Origin of the sequence: Acinetobacter tandoii DSM 14970 = CIP 107469 (assembly GCF_000400735.1) — a bacterium.
Classification (GTDB): Bacteria; Pseudomonadota; Gammaproteobacteria; order Pseudomonadales; family Moraxellaceae; genus Acinetobacter; species Acinetobacter tandoii.
This window is the reverse complement of the sequence record NZ_KE007366.1, coordinates 465,787-485,187: the sequence shown is the minus strand read 5'-3', so window position 1 is coordinate 485,187 and position 19,401 is coordinate 465,787. Positions and strand designations below refer to the sequence as shown.

The window sequence follows — 19,401 nt, the reverse complement described above, 5'->3', positions numbered from 1 at the left end:
TCGCTTGAGCACCGCAATAGAATATTCGCGGTGCTCATATCTCTAAATTTCAGATTTAGCGCGTTTTAAAGCCGTACGCCATTGGTGTAGATGTTGCTGACGTTGATCTTCCGACATTTTAGGCTCGAACATTCGATCTAATTGCCAAGATGCAGCAACCTCAGAAACATTAGAAAAAATCCCCATCTTCAATCCTGCCATTGCAGCCGCACCCCATGCCGTAGATTCCAGCATTTTGGGGCGCAGTACTGGTACATTCAGCATGTCGGCTTGGAATTGCATCAACATGTCATTTTGACTGGCACCACCATCAACCCTTAACTCTTTGAGTGGTTGGCTAATATCAGCTTGCATTGCACTCAGAACATCTGAAACCTGAAAGGCAATCGACTCTAATGCAGCTCGGGCAATATGTGCCTTTGAGGTTCCTCGTGACATGCCACAGAGTAATGCACGCGCATTACTGTCCCAATGCGGTGCACCTAAGCCTGTGAATGCAGGAACCAAAACCACGCCGTCAGAATCTTGTACTTGGCAGGCAAGTTTTTCAACTTCTGAACTGTGCTGAATAATCCCGAGCCCATCTCTGAGCCATTGCACAATTGCGCCTGCCATAAATACACTACCTTCCAGTGCAAAGGTATTTTGTTGGTGACATTGCCAAGCCAGTGTGGTGAGCAATTGATTTTGGCTATATTGAATTTGGTTACCCGTATTAAACAGCATGAAGCAGCCTGTACCATAGGTATTCTTTGCAGTGCCTGCCTCAAAACAAGATTGTCCGAATAGAGCAGATTGTTGATCGCCCAGAATTCCTGCAATTGGAATTTCTGCACCCAATAATCCTGAGGCGGTATTGGCAATGTACTGATCTGAAGAAATGATGGTTGGAAGCACAGAAACAGGGATGTTGAATAATTCTAATAATTCTTCATCCCATTGTTGGCTTGCTAAATTCATGAGCATGGTGCGAGAGGCATTACTGGCTTCAATGACATGTTCAGCGCCACGTGTCAGATTCCAAACTAGCCAACTATCAATGGTGCCAAAAGCAACATGTCCTTGATTTGCCAGCGTTCTTAAACCTTGGACATTTTCAAGTAACCAAACCAGTTTGCCTGCACTAAAATACGGATCAATCCTTAAGCCTGTTTTTTTGTGAATAGTGGCTAATAAGTTGCGTTTAGTAAGTTGCTCACACCATTCAGTTGCACGGCGGTCTTGCCAAACAATGGCAGGTGCAAGTGGAATACCACTGCGTTTGTCCCACACTACCGTTGTTTCACGTTGGTTGGTTACCCCAATGGCTTTAATATCTTTTGCTAAGAGATGTGCAGAGGCAATGGCTTGTTGCACGACGGCAATTTGGGTACTCCAGATTTCTTGGGCATCTTGTTCGACCCAACCTGAATGAGGGGTACGAATTTGGGTTTCACGTTGAGCTGTTGCGTAGATTTTTCCTTGTTCATTAAAAATAATGGCCCTACTCGAGGTTGTTCCTTGATCAAGTGCAAGTAAATAGCTCATGTTTTTATTTTTTAACTCTTGAAATATGAAAGATTACCGCAATAATGTAATAGAACGCAGTCACTCCTGTAAATACTGTGAAATTACCTCGTAATTTTCGATATTTATGTTATGATTGTGGTGTACTTTGGGGGTGTTTCTGGCTTCGACGCTGGTGATGAAACTCATAGATGCATGCCGAGAGCGCATTTTCTCTCGTAAATAAAATTTGCATTTTAATAGTCGCAAACGACGAATCATACGCTCTAGCTGCCTAAGGGCAGCTTGTCCGCCTCTCCGAATACTTGTGGTTAGAGAGTCCGACTGAAGCGCACGCACACAAGTCCGTATGAAATCAAGCCTTGGGGTTTCGTACTAAATTAAAAGGATCGCGATTTGTACCCTGTTCGTCGGGTCACAAAGAGTTAAAACAGTAGACGATATCTAAGCATGTAGTATTCTCGAGCGTAGTGCTGGCGGACGCGGGTTCAACTCCCGCCACCTCCACCAAATACCTAACAAAACATAGCAAAATATGTTTTAAATAGTAGCGAAAAGGCTTGATTCTAAAGGGATTAAGCCTTTTTTCTTGCCTGAACATAACTAAATATAACTAGCCATAGTGTACATGCACCGTGTACACTGCCTTGTACATTGTAAGATTTATTGAATCCGCTGGTGTACAAGCCATGAAAAGAACAGATATAAAACGCCGTCCTTTATCTGATACCACCTTAGCCAATCTAGAACCTGAATCAAAAGAATATCGGGAGCTGGACGGTGACGGCTTATATTTCCGTGTAAAGCCCGATGGTAAAAAAGCATGGTTATTCAGATATAAAAAAGCTGATGGTAAATGGTCATGGCTGGGTATCGGTACTTATCCTGAATTATCAGGCAAAGGCGCAAGAAAAAAAGCATCTGAGATAGTTCAAGACATTTCGCACGGCGATAATCCAATCATTACCAAACAAGAACGCAAGCGACAGGAAATAGAACAGCACAGTGCTACTTTTGAAGTTTTAGCACGTGAATGGCTGGACACAAAAGCGAATACTTGGGTGCAAGACACCATGACCCGAAATAAAGGCGCATTAGAAAAACATATATTTCCCATTTTTGGCAAACGCTTGTACACCACCATAAAACCGATTGAATGGATGAATCATTTAAAAGGTATTCAACAAAAGCAAGGAATCTATGAACAAGTAAACCGAGTTCGTGCCATGTGTCGTGATATATACGATTTTGCAAAGGTGACAGGCCGTATTGATTACAACCCATTAGAGGGGCTGCAAAAGTTCCTACAGCAAGGCGTAAAACAAAATATGTCCCATGTGAGTGAACAGGAGTTCCCAGCACTACTTAGGGCAATCAATAATTATCCGACCATGGACGTTCGGATGGGATTGCAGCTTTTAGCTATGTTGTTCTGCCGACCTACCGAGCTAAGAGAAGCCAAGTGGCAAGAGTTCGACCTAGATCAAGGGGTGTGGAATATCCCAGCCGAGCGTATGAAGAAACGCCGTGAGCATGTCGTTCCTTTATCTACTCAAGCATTAGCAATATTAAAAGAGTTGCAGACCTACCAAACCAATTCAGAGTATTTATTTCCGAGCAGATCGGACAAGAGTAAGCCAAAGTCGGACACTGTTTTTATTATGGCCTTGCGCCGTATGGGGTATGAGGGCAGACAGACACCGCATGGCTTTAGGCACATTGCCAGCACCTTATTAAACAATCGTGGCTTTGATGAACGACATATTGAGGCAGCACTGGCACACGTAAAGGACGGTGTGGCGGGCGTATATAACAAGGCTCAATATTTAGATGACAGGGCAAGCATGATGCAATGGTATGCGAACCATTTAGAAGAAATTGCGGATCAGAGCATTATTCAATTTAAAAAGGCTAAATGACAATATATGTCGCGCTACTAGCCAATAAATGCACAAATATAGCTTAATATCGTTTATATTCAGATTGCTAAGTCTAGGTTAGCTCCCGAAAGTCGGACACCCAATCCGATTGGCTTAGCAGCTTTTGGGGGATGCTGTGGGAGGCATAGATGGGGTTATTATCTAAAGAAAAAGCTTTAATTCAAAATGATTATTTCCGAGTATGGGATATTGTTGAAATGCTTAGTAAAGAGGGCTGCCACTCATGGGATGAAGTGGGGCAGTTTTTAGGACATTATGATTTTGATACAGAGCTAACACTATATAAGCAAGATGCATATTGTCGTATTAATGAAGTACACAATAATTATTTACCTATTAGAAAGCTCATTGATGGGTTGAATATGGCGTGGTTAGAGGGTGAGGAGTCAATACAGCGGATTAAGCTGGATATGATTTGTTACTACTGGGCTAAACATGAAATTTTTAATTTTAAACCTATTATGGATTTAGGGATTATTGAGAAGCCTCAAACCCAAGTCGTTACCCTCCAATCTGTACAAGAATCAAGACCTGATAAATATAAATTTTTCCTATACAAACAACCCCTATTCAGTATTGATGAATGTGCCTGCATAATTTCGGATTACGATCCATTAGAAGTACAAAAATATCCTCATAATGATATTGATGAAATTGCGCCTGATTACTCAAGGGCTTATAGCTTTATTAGTTCAGCAATAGAAGCAAATAAGTTAAATGTATTTAATTATAAGGTGAATGCTGATGATTTTAGGGAATATTTAGCAAGTGAAAATATAATTATTGCTGAATTTAATGACCAAATAACTGAACCACTATATACGGAACCAACACAAGCACATGCAGAATTTGAAAAGATAAATGCAAGTCTTGAGCTGGACTTGGCTATTGAAAAAACCAAAGTAGAAAAATTAAATGAAGAAATAGACCACCTAAAAGCCGAAATAGCTAAATGGGAAGCATCACAAGCCGTACAGCAAGATTGTCTTTTAAGCCAAATTTTTGACGAATCCGCTACAGAAAGATATGCACCTGATTTAGCTCTATCAATTAAGTTATGGGAGCATATTTATATTACTAATCCAAAGAGTGATAGTCATACCAATAAAGCCATTAAATGGCTAAAGAACAATACAGGCTATGAGGTAAGTAAAAAAGCTGGATCAGCTTCAAAAATACGGGAAATCACAACTCCTTTTGTAAGCTGGGGCAATCTAAGAGATAAAAATTATAAAAAATAAATATCACCTAAATAATTGATTTATATATACCCTGCCTACCCAAGCTAGGGTATTTTCTTTCATTACCCCAGTTACCCCACCTATCCATATTTTTGCTTTTATGCCCTAACAATATTTAGCCATGTAGGTGCATAAATGACTATCAAACCAATCCGCGTCCAATTTAAAACAGCTTGTGAACTACTGGACATAAGCCGTGAATCATTGCGCCATATCGTGCGTACAGATACCACATTTCCCCGACCTATTAAGACTGGCGACACCAAACAAGCACCAGTCTATTTCGACTATACCGAGCTTGTAGAGTGGCACAACAAGCAGCGTTTAAGCCTTGCAACGATGGAGGCTTAATCAATGAATAACACCCAATTAAAGCAAGTCCTAGCACACCTCAAGCAAGGTAAAACCATTTCACAGGCCGAGGCTATCGACCTTTTCAACTGCTACCGCCTGAGCGCAATTATTCAGCGTTTACGCAATGCAGGCTATGACATTGTGACCCATAACGAGCGCAATAAGTCAGGCATTGGCCGACATGCACGATATGAGCTTATGAAAGAGGTGGCAGCATGAACATGAACCCATCTATTTTTAATTTCAATGAACACGGCGTTCGTGTTGCCCTTGATGTAAACGGACAGCCTTTGTTTTGTCTGCCTGATGTTGGTCAAGCCTTAGATATTAAAAACGCGACTGCAAGCCGTTTTAAGCTAAATCCAAAGGGGGTACATGAAATGTATACCCTTACAAATGGCGGTACTCAAAAGCTAACTTTTATCAGTGAAGAAAACTTGTACCGCATTGTATTCAGATCGACTAAACCCGAAGCGTTGAATTTCCAAAACTGGGTATTTGCTGAGGTACTGCCAAGCATTCGAAAGACTGGGAGCTATTCAGCAAGACAGACAGCCTATGAAGAATTAAACCGCCTATGTATGCAGGCAAAGACCCAAAAGGCTAAAGGTTCATTTCATGGCACTGGCTTGGCAAACCACCGCTATTCAATGCGAGATTTAAACCTAAGAATTACAACATGCAAAGCAAATTTACAGCTTACTTTTGAGGGTATACACAATGATTAAGCATGTAGACCCTGAATTTTTCAAAGCGTTTGACCATTACAAAGCAATGCTTGCCCAGTACGGAGAACACCACCCCATCACTGAGCAGGCACTTATGCTGACAATGCACTACACGCCTGAGCATATCAAAGCAGAGATGCACCAAAAGGCGAAGGAATTAAACCTACTGCCACCACCAAGCGGTTATACGGATGATGGCGAACCTATGTACCAGTTAGAGGATATTGCAAAGCATTTCGGTATTAGCTTTGAAGAAGCAGAACAGCGTTTATTGCAGATGATGGATAACCGCCAGCAAGTCGGATTATCAAATGACGGCGTTTTGATTAATTCAAATATCCATATCAACCGTGTGCAGTGAGGTGAAAGCATGAAAGATATTGTACTAGCTTCATATCGCACTAACACCGAGGCAGATATTGAGGCAGATTTAATCGTAAACAATGAGGCTTGTAGTTTTATTGAACTAATCACCGTAGGCAGTGGAGTTCAGGCCATTGATGACGGCATGAAGCAACTTATGCGAAACCCTCAAGCTACTGGCGTTATGGTGCTGCATGGGGAGAGCTTACAACAGCTCATTGATGCTTACTTGAAAGGGGCGGAAGCATGAAAAACAAGTTATTCAATATTGCCAACATGCCAAAGTATGGTTATATTAATCAAGCTTTGAGCAAAATCTCAAAGTTAGCTTTGGTCGGCTATTATTCTCTAGCGCATACAGTCCGCTTAATGGGCTTTTTTTGTATGTGTAATACCTCTATGCGTTCGCATATCTTTATGGCGAAGTTGGAGGGGGACACTTTCGAGTGTGCTGGTGACCTAGAGAGCCAGTCGACCAACCCCTTTCAGCTTTGCCACCATAATTACTTGGTCGTAATTGGCAGAGCTTCTATTAATTCTCTAGGAGCGCATTCTCATGCCTAAAAATATCCATCAAATTACACGCCAGCGTATCCAGTCAGCAGACTTTGCACAAAAGCAGGGATTGGTTAAGCGCATTTCCTCAATGCTTAAAAAAGTATGGGGAGTTTAATCATGCCTACTCAAATCAAAAAAACCTACAACCCATCTTTAGGTAGTACCAGTGCTTTTTTCGTACCCGATGCCGAAGCAAATCATTTGAATGCTCAAGACGTTGCTTATGAATTGGTAGCAAGTGCAAAAGATATTTCAATTGCTACTTTTCAATGTTTTGAGGGTGGCAATAAATTAATGATTAAAGCGGAAATCGTCGCTAATCTTATTATTGAAATTCAAACAAAATTGGAAATGATCGAGCGGATCCTGCCTTTAGCTTTCGAAAGTGAGGAGGCGTAATCATGCTTACTAAAAATAATCCTCAAAATATGCCTAAAACTTATGATGCTGGTGAAATGGCAGATGTTTACTCACTCGCTGAATCTGATATGCAATGGATGAGTGTAGCAATCAAAGATATTAGAAAACGCCTAAAAGAAATTAAAACCGAATTAGGTAATAACAATGTGCTTGGTTTTTATGATTTAGAGCACGTCGTGGATATGTACCAGTACATCGCTGACAACCGTTTACATCATTATTCTGATGAAACTGAAGCGTATCAAGCGGAATGGGAAAAAATGAAAGGGGGTAGCCACAATGCTTGATTATGACCACCCCAAAGAACTAATAACACCCGAAGCTATTTTAGCTGAATGTGAGCAGCTTGTATCGTTTAATGATGCTTATTCATCACATCCATTAATACAGCGTTTTGGCAGTCCTGAGCAGCCGATTTATGTTGATGATGGCAATGTGGATATAAACGGCGTTACCTATGCACAGCCTTTAATTATGCCTATCTATGATGGGCAAATGGAGCTTGTTCAATGTGCTGTCATGCAAGATGGGCAGCGTGTGGCCGTCATACCTGATGGACTGGCTAGAGGCTTTGCAAGGTATGGCGATTTTGACCATGCCCAGCCTGTCATTATCACATACAGCCTAGAGGCATTCTTTAAGATTGCCCAGACTGGCTACGCCGTTGTATTGGTACTACTGCCTACCCTATGTAGCAACCATAAAACAGAACTCAAGCCGTATGATTTTAAACAAATTGAGTTTGTGATTAACCAGCTGTCACAGGCAGGTTATAAACAGCTTTACCTACCTGTCAGAATTGAACAAATGCACCTTGAGCCATTTAAAAAGCTGGAGCAGAGTACGGCAGTTAGACTGCTATGCCAGTATTTAAAAATCGGTGTAAGCGAGTTCCAGATTGAATTAAGCCAGGATGAAAGTGTAAGTGAAGTACTGGCATTCCTGGATGAGGCTATTGAGCTATTAAATAAGCCTACTGAATGGGGTGATTTATTGCCGTTATCTCAATCAGAAACCGTTTTAAATCCTTATCCGATACATGCGTTGCCACCACTGGCACAAGAGGCAGTGATAGCCATATCTGAACACGTACAGTCACCAATTGCCATGACTGCCCAATGTGTTATTGGTGCAATATCACATATTGCCCAGGCTAAAGTAAATGCACCTCATCCGTTTAATGCACACGGCGAGCCATGCAGTTTATTTTTACTGACTGAGGGACAAAGCGGAAGCCGTAAGAGTACCAGTAGAAATCTAGCAGATCAGGCAATTATTAAGCATGAGCGGAAACAGTACGAGGCATACAGGCAAGAGCTGGAGCAATGGAAAAGCGGACAGGCTGGATTACCTAAAAAAGACCGTGAGGCATATTGTGCAGAGAATCCACCACCTAACGACCCTAGCACCCTATACAGCGATATAACCCTTGAATCTATTGCAGGGCTTTTCATTGATGGTGTTTTAAATAATGCATCCATTGCCAGTGATGAAGCAGGTCAATTTTTTGGTGGCCATAGCATGAAAGCCGATACACGTAACCAAGCACTAGGAGGCTATGCAAAGTTATTTGATGATGGTTTTGTGGAGCGTACCCGATCCAAGTCTAATTTGAACGGCAGTGGACGAGCTTATGACGTTCGATTGACGTTTAATTTGCAGGGACAGCACGAAGTTCTAGCAGAAGCATTAAAAGACCCAGTGTTAAGGGGACAAGGTTTTTTGCCTAGATTCATTCTAACCATTCCCGAAAACCTAGCAGGCACACGCCTACAAGATGCAATCTATCGAAATAAGAATGCAAGCACTGACCATAGGCTTATAGCCTACTGGACGCGATGTGAATACCTACTTGATGACTGCCCTCAAGTAAAAGCCGATCATGAGTTACATAATGGGCGTTATGTTCTGCCTATGAATGACGAGGCAAGGGAGATAGATGCAGCGTTCTACAATATGTTTGAAGAATTACAGGGCAAGGGAAAACGCTACGAGTACCTACAAGCGTTCGCCAGTCGTGCCAGTCAATTAGCGCGCCGTTTAGCTACTGTATTCGCTTATTTTGAGGGCTTGCAGTGGATTGATGCTAAAACCCTTAAAGGAGCTTGTGAGGTCGTTAAGCATTCTTTGAATGAATGGGCAATGTATGCAGATATTGAGGTTAAAACCGAAACGGAAGCGGAACGCCTTATTAAATGGATTGCCAAAAAGTGCAATGACCAAAAGACCGACCGCATAGCGTACTCAAATGTTCAAACTTCATGCCCTAGACCAATGCAAAAGAATAAAAACCTTTTGGAAATGGTTGTAGAGCAGTTGATTGATTCAAATCATATCAAGATCGAATCCATAGGGCGTACAAGGTACGTTGTAATTCACCCTTGTTTAGTAAAATAGTGACTAAGTGACTAAATGAGCCTGAAAGCCTTACAGCTAAAGGGCTTTCATTTAGCAGTCATGGTTTGACTAAGTGACTAAGTGACTAAGTGGAATTAATCATTTAATTTTTTCGTTTAGTCATTTAGTCATAGCGGTTTTAGGTGACTGCTAAACAGAGAGCCTTATATATCAATAGTTACAGGGCTATTTAGTCACTTAGTCAGACTTTTTAAGAAAAATATATAAATTGAGAATTGAACAATGGCAAATTTAAATAGAGTAACTGTGATGGGTGTATTAGGCCGTGACCCTGAAACAAAACAATTTCCCAACGGTGGCAGTGTTACGACATTCAGCGTTGCAACTACTGAGTTTTGGAAAGACAAGACCACTGGAGAGCGCAAAGAGGCTACAGAATGGCACAGAATCAGCACCAGCAACCGTTTAGCCGAGATTGCTAGTAAGTACCTCAAGAAAGGCGGAAAGGTTTATATTGAGGGCAGCTTGCGAACTAGGAAGTACAAGGATAAAAGCGGATCGGAAAAGGAAATAACAGAGATTCGAGCCGATGAGCTGCAATTGCTTTAATCGAAGCTCCCTAAAAATGGGGAGCTTTTTTATTGGATAAAACACTTCTTTCATAGGGTGAGTTTTGCAAAAAGTATTTCTTTCATAGGATTGTTTCGCAAATGCTGCTTTTATACCAGAAACGAGCTTTAGATCGGCTTAGATCAGTGCAGTCTAATTAGATAAAATATCTCTTTCATAGGGTTTGTTTCTCAAAATCATAAATGGAGTGATTTCATCCCTATTCTGTCTAGGTACGTCTAGCAAAATCCGTATCAGTACGTATCAGTAAATGGCCTTAAATCTTGCATGACAAGCCTTGTATATTTGTTTGACAAGATACTGATAAAAGCACCTATAAAAATGCACTCAAAACCAAGCCATACAAGGCATACGCCGTTTTAAGTAGATATGCAGTTCGTCAAACTACGTCCAACAAGAAAGGCGGTTTTGTCATGCTACGTCATGCTAAATTTTGTTTTACAAGGTACTTGTAAGAAATGCCACCTATGCCAATCACAGCAAGGCATACAGCGATTTAATAACTTTGATTCTGTATAGCTACGTAAAGCAAAACGGCCTTTTTATAGGGGTGCAAGTTGAGCCAAACAGCGCCGTGATGTTGTCGTCTTAATTTCAGGTTTTATCAGGTTTAATCCTTGGGTTTTGCTGGGTTCTAATTTCAGGTTTTATCAGGCTCAAAGGTTAGGTTTTGCGAGGTTCAATCTATCAGTGACGGCTAACCAGTGGGGGGAGTTCATAACTTATGGATTGACCCAAAGCGGAGACCACTCCAAACCGCACCAGCAAAAAAAATCCTGTTTGAGTTAAAAGTTAAAATAATGTTAAAGCTAAAAAATCACTGCAAAGACTTATATATAAAGGATTTATCTAGTTATAAGCCGATTTTCAAAAGTTAAAATGATGTTAAAGGTACTTACTATTGCTTACAGCTACGGCGTTCTAAATGTCAGGTTTTGTCAGGTTATGACCTTAGGATTACTTAGGATTTACGCCGTCTGCAATACTAAGTTTTACTAAGTCCAGACCATAACAATTGATAACAGCATGGCATCTTTGAATATTAGGTTTTATTAGGTTTTGTATTTTTGAAACTAAAGTTTTCTATAGTAGGACGGTGCAAAATTGCGTTCACCGTTGAAAATAATCAGTTGTGGTCATCTTGACCATAGCTTCACCTTAATGTATTCACGTACGCGCGCGCGCAACGCTTAAAATCCCAATAGAATTACAGCGTGATTATGGCAGCGGTTCACGGCCATGAATGTCTTGAAGATAGAATCTCCCCCCATCGTTCAAAATCTCCAACCGCGACCAAGCACACGCGACTGGATGCACGTATCTGAAATCAAAAGTATTTTGTGATTTTTATAACTTGCTCACATTTCAAAACCGACCAAGTGCCTTTCGGCAATCACCGAAACGATAGTGGAAATGCTTAAAGATTTTGCGAGTAGTTTAAAGCTACTCACAATGGATAAGATTCTAAATCCAATCCCACCTGAGCCACCAGTAAAGTGAGCAGCTTTAAATACTCTATTTCGCTTCAATTAAATGATGGGAGCGAAAAAACACAGCAAACCGCTATACCATCAGACAATAATCAAGAAAACGCGCGCGCGCGAGGGGAGTGTTTTTAACTCCTGAGTTCGTCACCCAGCATGACAACTAAACTCAGTAAAATAGCCTAGCAACAGATAATTTGTACACTGTGGTGTACACTGGGATTTTTGTATAAATATTAAATTATATAAAACAGTTATTTAGCAAATTTGTTCAATTGACGCCACCCCACCAGATGACAAAATCATGGTCAATCACGAGTTATCAGAATTGATCATGAAACCTCAAAAAAGCCTTGAAATTTAACGATTTCAAGGTTTTTTTCTTGCTCATTTTCTGTCATTAACCATCATGACTAATCATTGAAAATCACGGTCTATCAAACTAATATGTTATACCTTTGTTATACGGGTATAACACCTGCATGCTTTCTGTGTAAGTTTTCGGCTTTTTTTGCACTAATTTGGTTTTTATTTTGCACTTAATATTTTGTAGTTATTCTGCACTAAAGAAAGATCTAATTCTCAATCCATTATTCTAAATAAATATACCCTTCGGTTAATGCACAAAACTGCTGAACCGATCTAATACATCCTTATATAGTTGCTCATTCAATTCCCTTGCCTGGAATGAACCAAAGAACAATGCCACTACATTACCGCAGCCAATAGTGTGGTGAGGTTTTGTATCATCTAACAAATATAAATGGCCAATCTCAAGCTGAACTGACTTGTCCTGGCAAACTACCTGGTCTGTTCCAGCTGTTATGGATAAAGGCATAAAGAAGATCATGCCAGTACTATCCTTATGTTCTGCAATAGGTGATTTCCAACCATAAAGCTGCACGCCATTATAAGGATGAGAAGTCCCTACAATATTCAATGATTGGCCTAAAATCGGTTTATTCAGCACATTATGAATCTGATCGATTGATTGCATAACACGCTTGGAGATAGAAGCCAATAAAATATAACCTTCTAGGTGCTGAATCATAAACTTCCTCACACTGCACTGGATACACGGGCAAAGCCGTTAGAACCGTTTGTACCTGCAATATAGTTAGCCGGTGTAACGATATTACCAGCCTCATCCGTAGTTAGCAGCGACTGTTCACCCTTACCAGCTTGACCAATATATAAACGTGCATACTGAGTATTGGCGGTATTGTTGGTATAAATGATTGAAATTCGAGAACCTTCACCAGCACCACCACCAAAGCCTTGAGTTGCAATAAGATAACCATCCGCACCATTACCGCCAGCACCACGACCGTTAGAATCGGTTGCAGCGCCAGTATGATTAGCACTTGTTGCATTACCACCCTGACCATTGGTTCGGGTGGCAGACGTATACTCACCAGAAATGGACCATTGACCACCATCACCTGCAACACCGTTAATATATTGTCCATTACCACCGTCTACACCGCCTGCACCAGCTTTACCACCGCCAGCAGTAAAGATAATGTTAGTGCCATCAATAGATAAATATGTGGCTTCACCATCGATGCCTTTTAATACAGGTGGGTTAGAGTTCGCCACCAGATCTTCATAACGGGATGAGCCACCACCACCGCCTGCACCAATCAATAAGAAGGATTTAGATTCACCCGCTAGAATTGGGAAGACTACAGGCGTTCCTGTATATACATAATCACCATTACCTGCAGATGATGTCAGACCTTCCGTTTGCACAACTGACCAGTTGATATTGCCTGAATAGCCGATTCGGTTTGTGCCGGAACGGTTCCAGACATTCACGTCAATTTTGGCATCTTGACGTGAGATGCTCCAGGCTTCATGTCCACCTTCTGGCGTGATTTGGACTGCATAGCGCGTATCCAGAAAGCTAATATTGCTACCGGCTGGTTTTTTAATTTCCCAAGTTTGACCTGGTTTAATGACACCAGCCAGAATGACTTTCGGATACAGAGAAGCGAGGCCATTGGATAAGTTAGAAATCTGTTGCTGTAATGATTCAATTGCATCATAGAGCTGGGTTTGCAGAGCATCATCTGAGGTTTCCTGTTGCTGTTTCAGCTGCTGCAGGCGATCCTCAACAGCAGCACTGAGTGCCAATAAACCTTCTTCAGTTGCAAGGAGGTCATAAAGTTGGGCATTATTATTTGGATCAAGGACTTTGCCATTACGCTCAAGCAAATTTGCTAGCTCTTCCTGAATCGCATTCAACCAATCAGGACTTAAATAAGTCGCATCCTGGCCAGCTAAATCCGCGTTGTCATGAAAACCTTTTTTGCCAGTACCGTTTACGTCTGGACGTGCGTTTATGCTATCAATTCTTTTCATGATAGTTCCTTAAATTCTTAACGTTTTATTGGGTTCAAATTGACCAATAAGGTCTGATGGTTTTACAAACTGTTTTGATTCATCTGCGTAAAAAATACTGTTTGCAACGGCTTCAAGATATGTTTCAGCAAGTAAAGAAATGGCTTCATTTGATGATGAAGCGTTTGAGATGATTTTTTGAGCAATAGCTTCGTATGAAATGTATCTATTTTCTACTAAATTTGGATCATAATTAGTATTGGGTATACTCTCGACTTGTATTTGAGAGCATAGTTTCATCCCACTTGAAATATCATACCCACACCAGTCAAGATCAAGGTATTGATTCCTAATTGTTTCTTTTTCGATATAGCATTGATTATACCATCTTGAACATACAACAGCATTTACTGCATCAATGGTCGCGTTATAGTATTGCCCGTTGTCTGGTGATCTATATAGGTATTTTGAAACAGTGTTTAAATCAAATATATATATTACGCGCTCATTTACATTATCAAAAAACCAGGTATCAACCTTAGTTAATTCATTACAAGCATCAATTACCGCTTGCCATTGCTGCATATCACTATCATGCAATGATCGAACAATTGCTGCTGTTAAATCAAAATTAGCATAACTATCATAATATTCACGCTGATTGGTTTTATATGCTGTGTAATGCGCAATACCGTTTGCATTTACAGTTACACCAGGATTAAGAATCCAGTCGCCCCAAGGCATATCAATCATCCACTCAATACGCAAGTAACCTGGCAAATAGTTTTCAACAATACAGCTCATATCCGCATTCATAGGATATTGAAGTCTTAAAAAGACCTTATAGCGTAGTTGCTCTGTATTGACTGGAGAGTCGCAGGCCGCAGTACATAACAAAGGCTTAAACTTCACAATATCTATTAGAACAACGCCAAAGATAGCCAAAAGCTGCTCTAAATAAGCCCGGTTCAATACATTTCGACTTGTACGAACCCAGTTTAAAATCTGCAAACGTTCTTCAACTGTTCTGCTGGCATTCACAGTACATTTCAGCGGTAAGCCATACTCTAGTTCATATTCGTTGATCAGCTCTTGTGGAATTGCTTCCAAAACACTGAGTATGCGTTTTGCATCTAAATCAGCTTGAGCAAACAGCTTTGCATGAGCATAAACATCTACAGATAGTGCCTCAGTACTAGGAGATGGGTCATAACCGCCCACAGGCAATAATTGACGTAATATTGATGCATAAAGGTCAGTTGTTTGTTCTAAGTTCATAATGCTGCGCTCACTGTCACAGTGCCTGCGCGAAGCCAGTAGGTATGCATCCAGTTCACAATCGGCTGAATATTGGCATTTGGTGACAGTGTGACATCTTCAACATTCGCCAAAGCCATAATGCGCGAAACAAGGACATTGGCCTGGTATTCTTCCACTGGTGCAAGCTCAGCAATATAACTTCGGATCGTGGTTTCAACATCGGTGTAATTCACACCATCACCCTTTACTACAGCACTAATATTTAATAACTGCTCTGTAGGTGAATAAACACGGCAATCTGCCCAGAATCCTGCTTCTTCATCTAATACAAGTTGGGCTGCATCTTTTAGTGCTTGATTTGGTAATGTGGGTGGATTGCCAACAGCAGTAATGGCAACATCCATGGAACCCAGCCCCCGACGCTTTTTATAAATATAAATTTTGCCGATGCCAGGAACACTTTTCATAGCCCGTTCAAGGTCAGATTCACGGTCACGCGCCTGGCCAAGTTGTTTGCTTGCAAGCATACGAGCACGCCATGCCTCCAGTTCTTCTTGATCTGAACCACCAGCAATAGAAACCACTTCAGCAGTACCATTTAGGCCGGCAATTGGACTGACCCAAAGCAATGAGGCACCTGTGAAGTTCCAGGAAGCACCGATTTGATCTGCAGTTACACTGATTTCAGTTGTGATATTCGGCTGAACCACTGTTGTAGAAATGACACTCCAAAAATGGCCTTTTCCATCAGTGAGTTTTGTCCCGGCTTCAATGGTAATTTCAGCGTTAGATTTTGCTTTAACAGTACCGGCAGCACGCGTACCACCCAGACGCGGAACATTGAGTTCTTCAGCATGAATGTAGAGATAAGGCTCATCAGCAGTTTGTACAAAAAGCTGACGTTGAATATAAGCTTGGTGATGATATAGGCCTTCAACAACAGCAGCTGTACCATCTGCACGGATGGAAGCATCGGAGTCTGGTGTAATGGTGAGTCCAGTCTGGTTACGGATCTCTTGAACAATAATTTGATGTAGTTTTGAAAAAGTAGGAATGGAATACATGCTTAGCCTCCCACTGGTACGAAATAAGGAATTTTTTGGCTTTCACCAGTTAAGCGTGTTACATCAATAACTAAATCAACTCGGCTTCTTTCTGACTGAGATGCACTTACAACGATAGAGTCAAAGCGATCGGGAACTAAATCTTCAAGCGCTTCTTCTGCATATTGTTTAGCCAATAAAACATTTCGGCTGAGGTCCTTAGATTGCTTTAAGGTATATAAACGGCTGCCTAAATATGGATTCGCCCAATACTTACCACGGTGAATGCCAAGACGTTGGCAGACACACTGCACATCATCATTGCTGAACGTAGCATCAAGACTGAGCAACACATAATCTTTCGTTTCTAAATTGATATTCGCCATGTGATCACCTACATTTTCTGGCTTGGCTGAGGTGTATTGCCATTGGTATGGCCGTTATAAATTTCACGCATATCCTGCATAGAACTTTTCTTATCGATCACATCATCCGTCGCTTGAACTTTGCCATTGACGAACAAATCACCCTCAATATGCGTACCGTCTTCCTTTAACCAGACAGAGTGCCCGAATTGGTCATAAATACAGGTTTCACCTTCATTAACATCAACAACAATTGCACCGCCTGAAGTAGCAATAACAACGGACTTGGAGGTCTTGCCCTGCAGAGGGATTACGACTACACGTGCATCTTTTGGAACAAATGAGCTAAATCCGACCTGCTGAATCAGTTCAACTTCATCCAGTACTTCATCTGCAAAACCAGTAAACTGCAGCATTTTTGATCCACCACGTGCCACAATGCCCAAGAAACTTTGTCTAATTTGTCCCAAGCCTTTTTGTATTTGACGCTGAACAGCTTCAATCATTTCTTTTCTTCCTTATCTGATTTGGCCGTTTTGGTCTTCTTGGATTTTTTTGATGTGGACTTTTGAGGATCTTTATAAAGCAGCGGTTGTGCCCAATCGCCTTGACGGTGCAATTTAAGAGAAGTCTTTTTACCATTGTCCCTGGACAGGGTGAGGGTGCGTCCAACGACAGCCCATTTCGCTGTTGCACGACTTAAACGGTTGGTCTCAAAATTGATATACCAACCTGTTGACCAGACTTTGCCATCAAGTGTCCAGTCTGGCACTGTTGCAAGCATGGAATAGGCTTGAAGATTATTGTCTTTTTTAATCTTTTCTAACGCTGCATCAGCTTCAGCCTTAGTTTCGACATCACTTAAAGAAACGATTTTTAAACGCTTATGGTTAAGCTGTGTCTCAGCAGATCCAATTGCCAAAATATGTTGACCTTTCGCATCCTGGCTTAAAATTTTTATGTCAGTAAATACATTGGAAACATCTTCGGTATAACGTGCATCAAGTACATTATTTGCATCGCTGTACCGGATTAATTGCAGACTGGTTTCAGCCTGATACGCATTTTTGAAAGGATCACCGATAACCAGCGTTGCATCAGGTTCAAGCCAAACATGCTGACCTGTCACTTGAGCAGCTTTTACAATTGCATCCCAAAGCGATTCGCCAGGCTCAACAGAAATTTTATTTTTTAGCCAGGAATTGTTTTGAATTTTAAAATTATTGAATAAAGGCCCCATGTCACCAGAAAGAACAAATTTATTAATGAGTTCTTCAAGATTCATTTGACGACCATTAAAGATGGGTACTGAACAATCAATCAGCTGACCTACCAGATCACGACCAGAAATTTTAAGGGCATAGCCAGAACGATCACAGCCTTCATCCACAGCATCAGCAGTACTGGTCAGAATCAGTTCATTACCATAATAAGCTTGTACCTTGGCACCTGATTTCACTGAGGCGGGGAGTTCTAAGTCATCATCACTGAACAGGCTAAAACTCCATTGTTCTGCAGGAGTATCTATAGCTGAATCAATAGATGCATCATCCCAGGTATTGATTTCAAAACCGCCAATGATCAAACGAATCACCTTATCCTGATTATCGAGCATAGACAGTAATCTCCATGCCAGGCTGCAATACAGCAGGGTTGACCAAATCAGGATTTAAGCGACGAATTTCATGGGCACGCTCCATATCTTCATATAAAAAGTGGGCCAACCAATGTAGGGTACAAGGTACTTGAATGCTTGCAGTTGTAATTGGGGGGTGAACTTCAATCAGTTCTTGAATCTGTAAATGAATCTGGTCGGCAATTTCTTTATAAACTTGAATCTGGCTAACAGCATCAATACCTAAAGAGACCTGTTCTCTTTCAATATTAATAACCTGTTGCAAGGTTTGACGGTTCTGCTGACGAATGACTGCAAGTTCAACTGGGGTAAAACTCGTTTCTTGATTTTGTGCCATTTCATTGCGTACAGTTGCAACGACACTTTGTGAAATCGCAACGACAGATGCAACTTGTGTAGCACGCCATAATTGCTTTAATTCAACAGGTTCATTTTGAGCATCATCAGTATCAAATAGCTTATCAAATCGCTGAATACGCTTAATCACATCGCGCCATTTTGAAACGGCTGAAATGCTCATATCAAAAGTGACAAGACCAGTAATGTCATCAATTAAGCCAGTCGCCCAAGTTTCTGGAGACAAGATATTTTCTATAGCATTTTTGGCAATGCCCATAACATTACGGACTGTTTGTAAGCCAGTTCGAATTTTATTAACGACATTAAAAAAGGCATTCTTATCATTCAGCTTTAACTTTTCTAACGCTTGCTTAAGTGCAGCTGCAGGGTTAGCAATGATGTAAGTCGGCTGAATAAAACTTTGGGTTTTTAATGGAATAAAGCGTTTAGTTTTTTGACTTTTTGCAATGACAAAATCAATTGAAAATGAACAAGCATCATAATTATCAACATCATGATTCACATTATGATTTGTGACTTGAGCATAGCAAATACCAAAAATTGGGTGGATGAGTTCACCTGGACCATTTTCCTGTAGAGCGGCTAAAAGGGCATTTAGCCAGGTTAAATAGTCTTCACCTGCATAGACTGCCTGGATAGAAATCCGACGAGGATCATTGCCCATATCTTCCACAGATGCGGCATTAGAGTAGGGGGCTTGATGTGTAGCAATAGTTTTAGACCAAGAATCGCTAACCGTCGTACATTCGAACTGTACTCCGCGAAAACTTGCATCATGTAAATCTGTAGCCCAACCCATAAAAAACCCCACT

The 19,401-nt window shown here is 41.0% G+C and carries 20 protein-coding genes, 1 other RNA gene and 1 pseudogene; 13 read left to right on the top strand and 9 right to left on the bottom strand.

Annotation, left to right across the window (positions count from 1 at the left end):
• Positions 1 to 42: 42 nt before the first annotated feature.
• Positions 43 to 1,527: a glycerol kinase GlpK gene (gene glpK, locus I593_RS08935; protein WP_016167243.1), complete on the bottom strand. Its 1,485-nt coding sequence runs from the start codon at positions 1,525 to 1,527 to the stop codon at positions 43 to 45.
• Positions 1,528 to 1,656: 129 nt separating this feature from the next.
• Here glpK and ssrA point away from each other — a divergent pair.
• The 13 genes from ssrA to ssb all read left to right on the top strand — a co-directional run bounded on the left by ssrA (position 1,657) and on the right by ssb (position 10,077).
• Positions 1,657 to 2,016: a transfer-messenger RNA gene (ssrA, locus tag I593_RS20045) on the top strand.
• Positions 2,017 to 2,195: 179 nt separating this feature from the next.
• Entirely contained in the window at positions 2,196 to 3,425 is a 1,230-nt protein-coding gene (locus I593_RS08930; protein WP_035302669.1) for a tyrosine-type recombinase/integrase, read from the top strand.
• Between the two features lie 149 nt (positions 3,426 to 3,574).
• The gene (locus I593_RS08925; protein ID WP_016167241.1) at positions 3,575 to 4,687 is read left to right on the top strand and encodes a hypothetical protein; all 1,113 of its coding nucleotides are present in this window, start codon (positions 3,575 to 3,577) and stop codon (positions 4,685 to 4,687) included.
• A 135-nt stretch (positions 4,688 to 4,822) separates the two neighbouring features.
• Entirely contained in the window at positions 4,823 to 5,038 is a 216-nt protein-coding gene (locus I593_RS08920) for a hypothetical protein (RefSeq protein ID WP_016167240.1), read from the top strand.
• Between the two features lie 3 nt (positions 5,039 to 5,041).
• Positions 5,042 to 5,260 carry a helix-turn-helix domain-containing protein gene (locus I593_RS08915; protein ID WP_002124817.1) on the top strand — a complete coding sequence of 73 codons (219 nt, stop codon included), beginning with the start codon at positions 5,042 to 5,044 and terminating at the stop codon, positions 5,258 to 5,260.
• A gap of 2 nt (positions 5,261 to 5,262) precedes the next feature.
• Positions 5,263 to 5,769 (top strand): BRO-N domain-containing protein, encoded by a 507-nt coding sequence (locus tag I593_RS08910; protein WP_026441243.1) that lies wholly within the window; start codon positions 5,263 to 5,265, stop codon positions 5,767 to 5,769.
• Positions 5,762 to 6,130 (top strand): hypothetical protein, encoded by a 369-nt coding sequence (locus I593_RS08905; protein WP_016167238.1) that lies wholly within the window; start codon positions 5,762 to 5,764, stop codon positions 6,128 to 6,130. Before I593_RS08910 ends, I593_RS08905 begins: the two co-directional genes overlap by 8 nt.
• A gap of 9 nt (positions 6,131 to 6,139) precedes the next feature.
• Positions 6,140 to 6,382 carry a hypothetical protein gene (locus I593_RS08900; protein WP_016167237.1) on the top strand — a complete coding sequence of 81 codons (243 nt, stop codon included), beginning with the start codon at positions 6,140 to 6,142 and terminating at the stop codon, positions 6,380 to 6,382.
• Positions 6,379 to 6,696 (top strand): hypothetical protein, encoded by a 318-nt coding sequence (locus I593_RS08895; RefSeq protein WP_016167236.1) that lies wholly within the window; start codon positions 6,379 to 6,381, stop codon positions 6,694 to 6,696. The genes I593_RS08900 and I593_RS08895 overlap by 4 nt, the downstream gene beginning before the upstream one ends.
• A gap of 111 nt (positions 6,697 to 6,807) precedes the next feature.
• The gene (locus tag I593_RS08890) at positions 6,808 to 7,089 is read left to right on the top strand and encodes a hypothetical protein (protein WP_016167234.1); all 282 of its coding nucleotides are present in this window, start codon (positions 6,808 to 6,810) and stop codon (positions 7,087 to 7,089) included.
• 2 nt (positions 7,090 to 7,091) lie between these two features.
• Positions 7,092 to 7,397: a hypothetical protein gene (locus I593_RS08885; RefSeq protein WP_004815257.1), complete on the top strand. Its 306-nt coding sequence runs from the start codon at positions 7,092 to 7,094 to the stop codon at positions 7,395 to 7,397.
• Complete coding sequence (locus tag I593_RS08880) at positions 7,390 to 9,507, top strand: DUF3987 domain-containing protein (protein WP_016167233.1); 2,118 nt, start codon at positions 7,390 to 7,392, stop codon at positions 9,505 to 9,507. Before I593_RS08885 ends, I593_RS08880 begins: the two co-directional genes overlap by 8 nt.
• 243 nt (positions 9,508 to 9,750) lie before the next feature.
• Positions 9,751 to 10,077: a single-stranded DNA-binding protein gene (gene ssb / locus I593_RS08875; RefSeq protein WP_016167232.1), complete on the top strand. Its 327-nt coding sequence runs from the start codon at positions 9,751 to 9,753 to the stop codon at positions 10,075 to 10,077.
• Positions 10,078 to 12,198: 2,121 nt separating this feature from the next.
• Here the strand turns inward: ssb and I593_RS08870 are convergent.
• The 8 genes and pseudogenes from I593_RS08870 to I593_RS08835 form a co-directional block, all read right to left on the bottom strand.
• The gene (locus I593_RS08870; RefSeq protein ID WP_016167231.1) at positions 12,199 to 12,633 is read right to left on the bottom strand and encodes a hypothetical protein; all 435 of its coding nucleotides are present in this window, start codon (positions 12,631 to 12,633) and stop codon (positions 12,199 to 12,201) included.
• 8 nt (positions 12,634 to 12,641) lie between these two features.
• Complete coding sequence (locus I593_RS08865) at positions 12,642 to 13,946, bottom strand: hypothetical protein (RefSeq protein WP_016167230.1); 1,305 nt, start codon at positions 13,944 to 13,946, stop codon at positions 12,642 to 12,644.
• Between the two features lie 735 nt (positions 13,947 to 14,681).
• A pseudogene (locus I593_RS08860) lies at positions 14,682 to 15,203 on the bottom strand (hypothetical protein); the annotation flags it as partial.
• Positions 15,200 to 16,249, bottom strand: a complete 1,050-nt coding sequence (locus tag I593_RS08855; protein WP_016167228.1) for a baseplate J/gp47 family protein — start codon at positions 16,247 to 16,249, stop codon at positions 15,200 to 15,202. The pseudogene I593_RS08860 and the gene I593_RS08855, both read right to left, overlap by 4 nt.
• A gap of 2 nt (positions 16,250 to 16,251) precedes the next feature.
• Positions 16,252 to 16,614: a phage GP46 family protein gene (locus I593_RS08850; protein ID WP_016167227.1), complete on the bottom strand. Its 363-nt coding sequence runs from the start codon at positions 16,612 to 16,614 to the stop codon at positions 16,252 to 16,254.
• Positions 16,615 to 16,622: 8 nt separating this feature from the next.
• A complete protein-coding gene (locus I593_RS08845) occupies positions 16,623 to 17,099 on the bottom strand; it encodes a phage baseplate assembly protein domain-containing protein (RefSeq protein WP_016167226.1) in 477 nt (158 codons plus the stop codon).
• Positions 17,096 to 18,208: a phage baseplate assembly protein gene (locus I593_RS08840; protein WP_016167225.1), complete on the bottom strand. Its 1,113-nt coding sequence runs from the start codon at positions 18,206 to 18,208 to the stop codon at positions 17,096 to 17,098. The genes I593_RS08845 and I593_RS08840 overlap by 4 nt, the downstream gene beginning before the upstream one ends.
• Positions 18,198 to 19,388: a DNA circularization protein gene (locus I593_RS08835; RefSeq protein WP_016167224.1), complete on the bottom strand. Its 1,191-nt coding sequence runs from the start codon at positions 19,386 to 19,388 to the stop codon at positions 18,198 to 18,200. Before I593_RS08835 ends, I593_RS08840 begins: the two co-directional genes overlap by 11 nt.
• Positions 19,389 to 19,401: the final 13 nt, after the last annotated feature.

What these genes read in the sequence shown, in the direction of transcription:
- I593_RS08890 (WP_016167234.1), top strand. Translation starts at nt 6,808, where the DNA reads ATGCCTACTCAAATCAAAAAAACCTACAACCCATCTTTAGGTAGTACC.
- I593_RS08865 (WP_016167230.1), bottom strand. Translation starts at nt 13,946, where the DNA reads ATGAAAAGAATTGATAGCATAAACGCACGTCCAGACGTAAACGGTACT.
- I593_RS08930 (WP_035302669.1), top strand. Translation starts at nt 2,196, where the DNA reads ATGAAAAGAACAGATATAAAACGCCGTCCTTTATCTGATACCACCTTA.
- I593_RS08855 (WP_016167228.1), bottom strand. Translation starts at nt 16,249, where the DNA reads ATGTATTCCATTCCTACTTTTTCAAAACTACATCAAATTATTGTTCAA.
- I593_RS08895 (WP_016167236.1), top strand. Translation starts at nt 6,379, where the DNA reads ATGAAAAACAAGTTATTCAATATTGCCAACATGCCAAAGTATGGTTAT.
- I593_RS08900 (WP_016167237.1), top strand. Translation starts at nt 6,140, where the DNA reads ATGAAAGATATTGTACTAGCTTCATATCGCACTAACACCGAGGCAGAT.
- I593_RS08870 (WP_016167231.1), bottom strand. Translation starts at nt 12,633, where the DNA reads ATGATTCAGCACCTAGAAGGTTATATTTTATTGGCTTCTATCTCCAAG.
- I593_RS08840 (WP_016167225.1), bottom strand. Translation starts at nt 18,208, where the DNA reads ATGCTCGATAATCAGGATAAGGTGATTCGTTTGATCATTGGCGGTTTT.
- I593_RS08880 (WP_016167233.1), top strand. Translation starts at nt 7,390, where the DNA reads ATGCTTGATTATGACCACCCCAAAGAACTAATAACACCCGAAGCTATT.
- ssb (WP_016167232.1), top strand. Translation starts at nt 9,751, where the DNA reads ATGGCAAATTTAAATAGAGTAACTGTGATGGGTGTATTAGGCCGTGAC.
- I593_RS08910 (WP_026441243.1), top strand. Translation starts at nt 5,263, where the DNA reads ATGAACCCATCTATTTTTAATTTCAATGAACACGGCGTTCGTGTTGCC.
- I593_RS08905 (WP_016167238.1), top strand. Translation starts at nt 5,762, where the DNA reads ATGATTAAGCATGTAGACCCTGAATTTTTCAAAGCGTTTGACCATTAC.
- I593_RS08920 (WP_016167240.1), top strand. Translation starts at nt 4,823, where the DNA reads ATGACTATCAAACCAATCCGCGTCCAATTTAAAACAGCTTGTGAACTA.
- I593_RS08925 (WP_016167241.1), top strand. Translation starts at nt 3,575, where the DNA reads ATGGGGTTATTATCTAAAGAAAAAGCTTTAATTCAAAATGATTATTTC.
- I593_RS08845 (WP_016167226.1), bottom strand. Translation starts at nt 17,099, where the DNA reads ATGATTGAAGCTGTTCAGCGTCAAATACAAAAAGGCTTGGGACAAATT.
- glpK (WP_016167243.1), bottom strand. Translation starts at nt 1,527, where the DNA reads ATGAGCTATTTACTTGCACTTGATCAAGGAACAACCTCGAGTAGGGCC.
- I593_RS08885 (WP_004815257.1), top strand. Translation starts at nt 7,092, where the DNA reads ATGCTTACTAAAAATAATCCTCAAAATATGCCTAAAACTTATGATGCT.
- I593_RS08850 (WP_016167227.1), bottom strand. Translation starts at nt 16,614, where the DNA reads ATGGCGAATATCAATTTAGAAACGAAAGATTATGTGTTGCTCAGTCTT.
- I593_RS08915 (WP_002124817.1), top strand. Translation starts at nt 5,042, where the DNA reads ATGAATAACACCCAATTAAAGCAAGTCCTAGCACACCTCAAGCAAGGT.
- I593_RS08835 (WP_016167224.1), bottom strand. Translation starts at nt 19,388, where the DNA reads ATGGGTTGGGCTACAGATTTACATGATGCAAGTTTTCGCGGAGTACAG.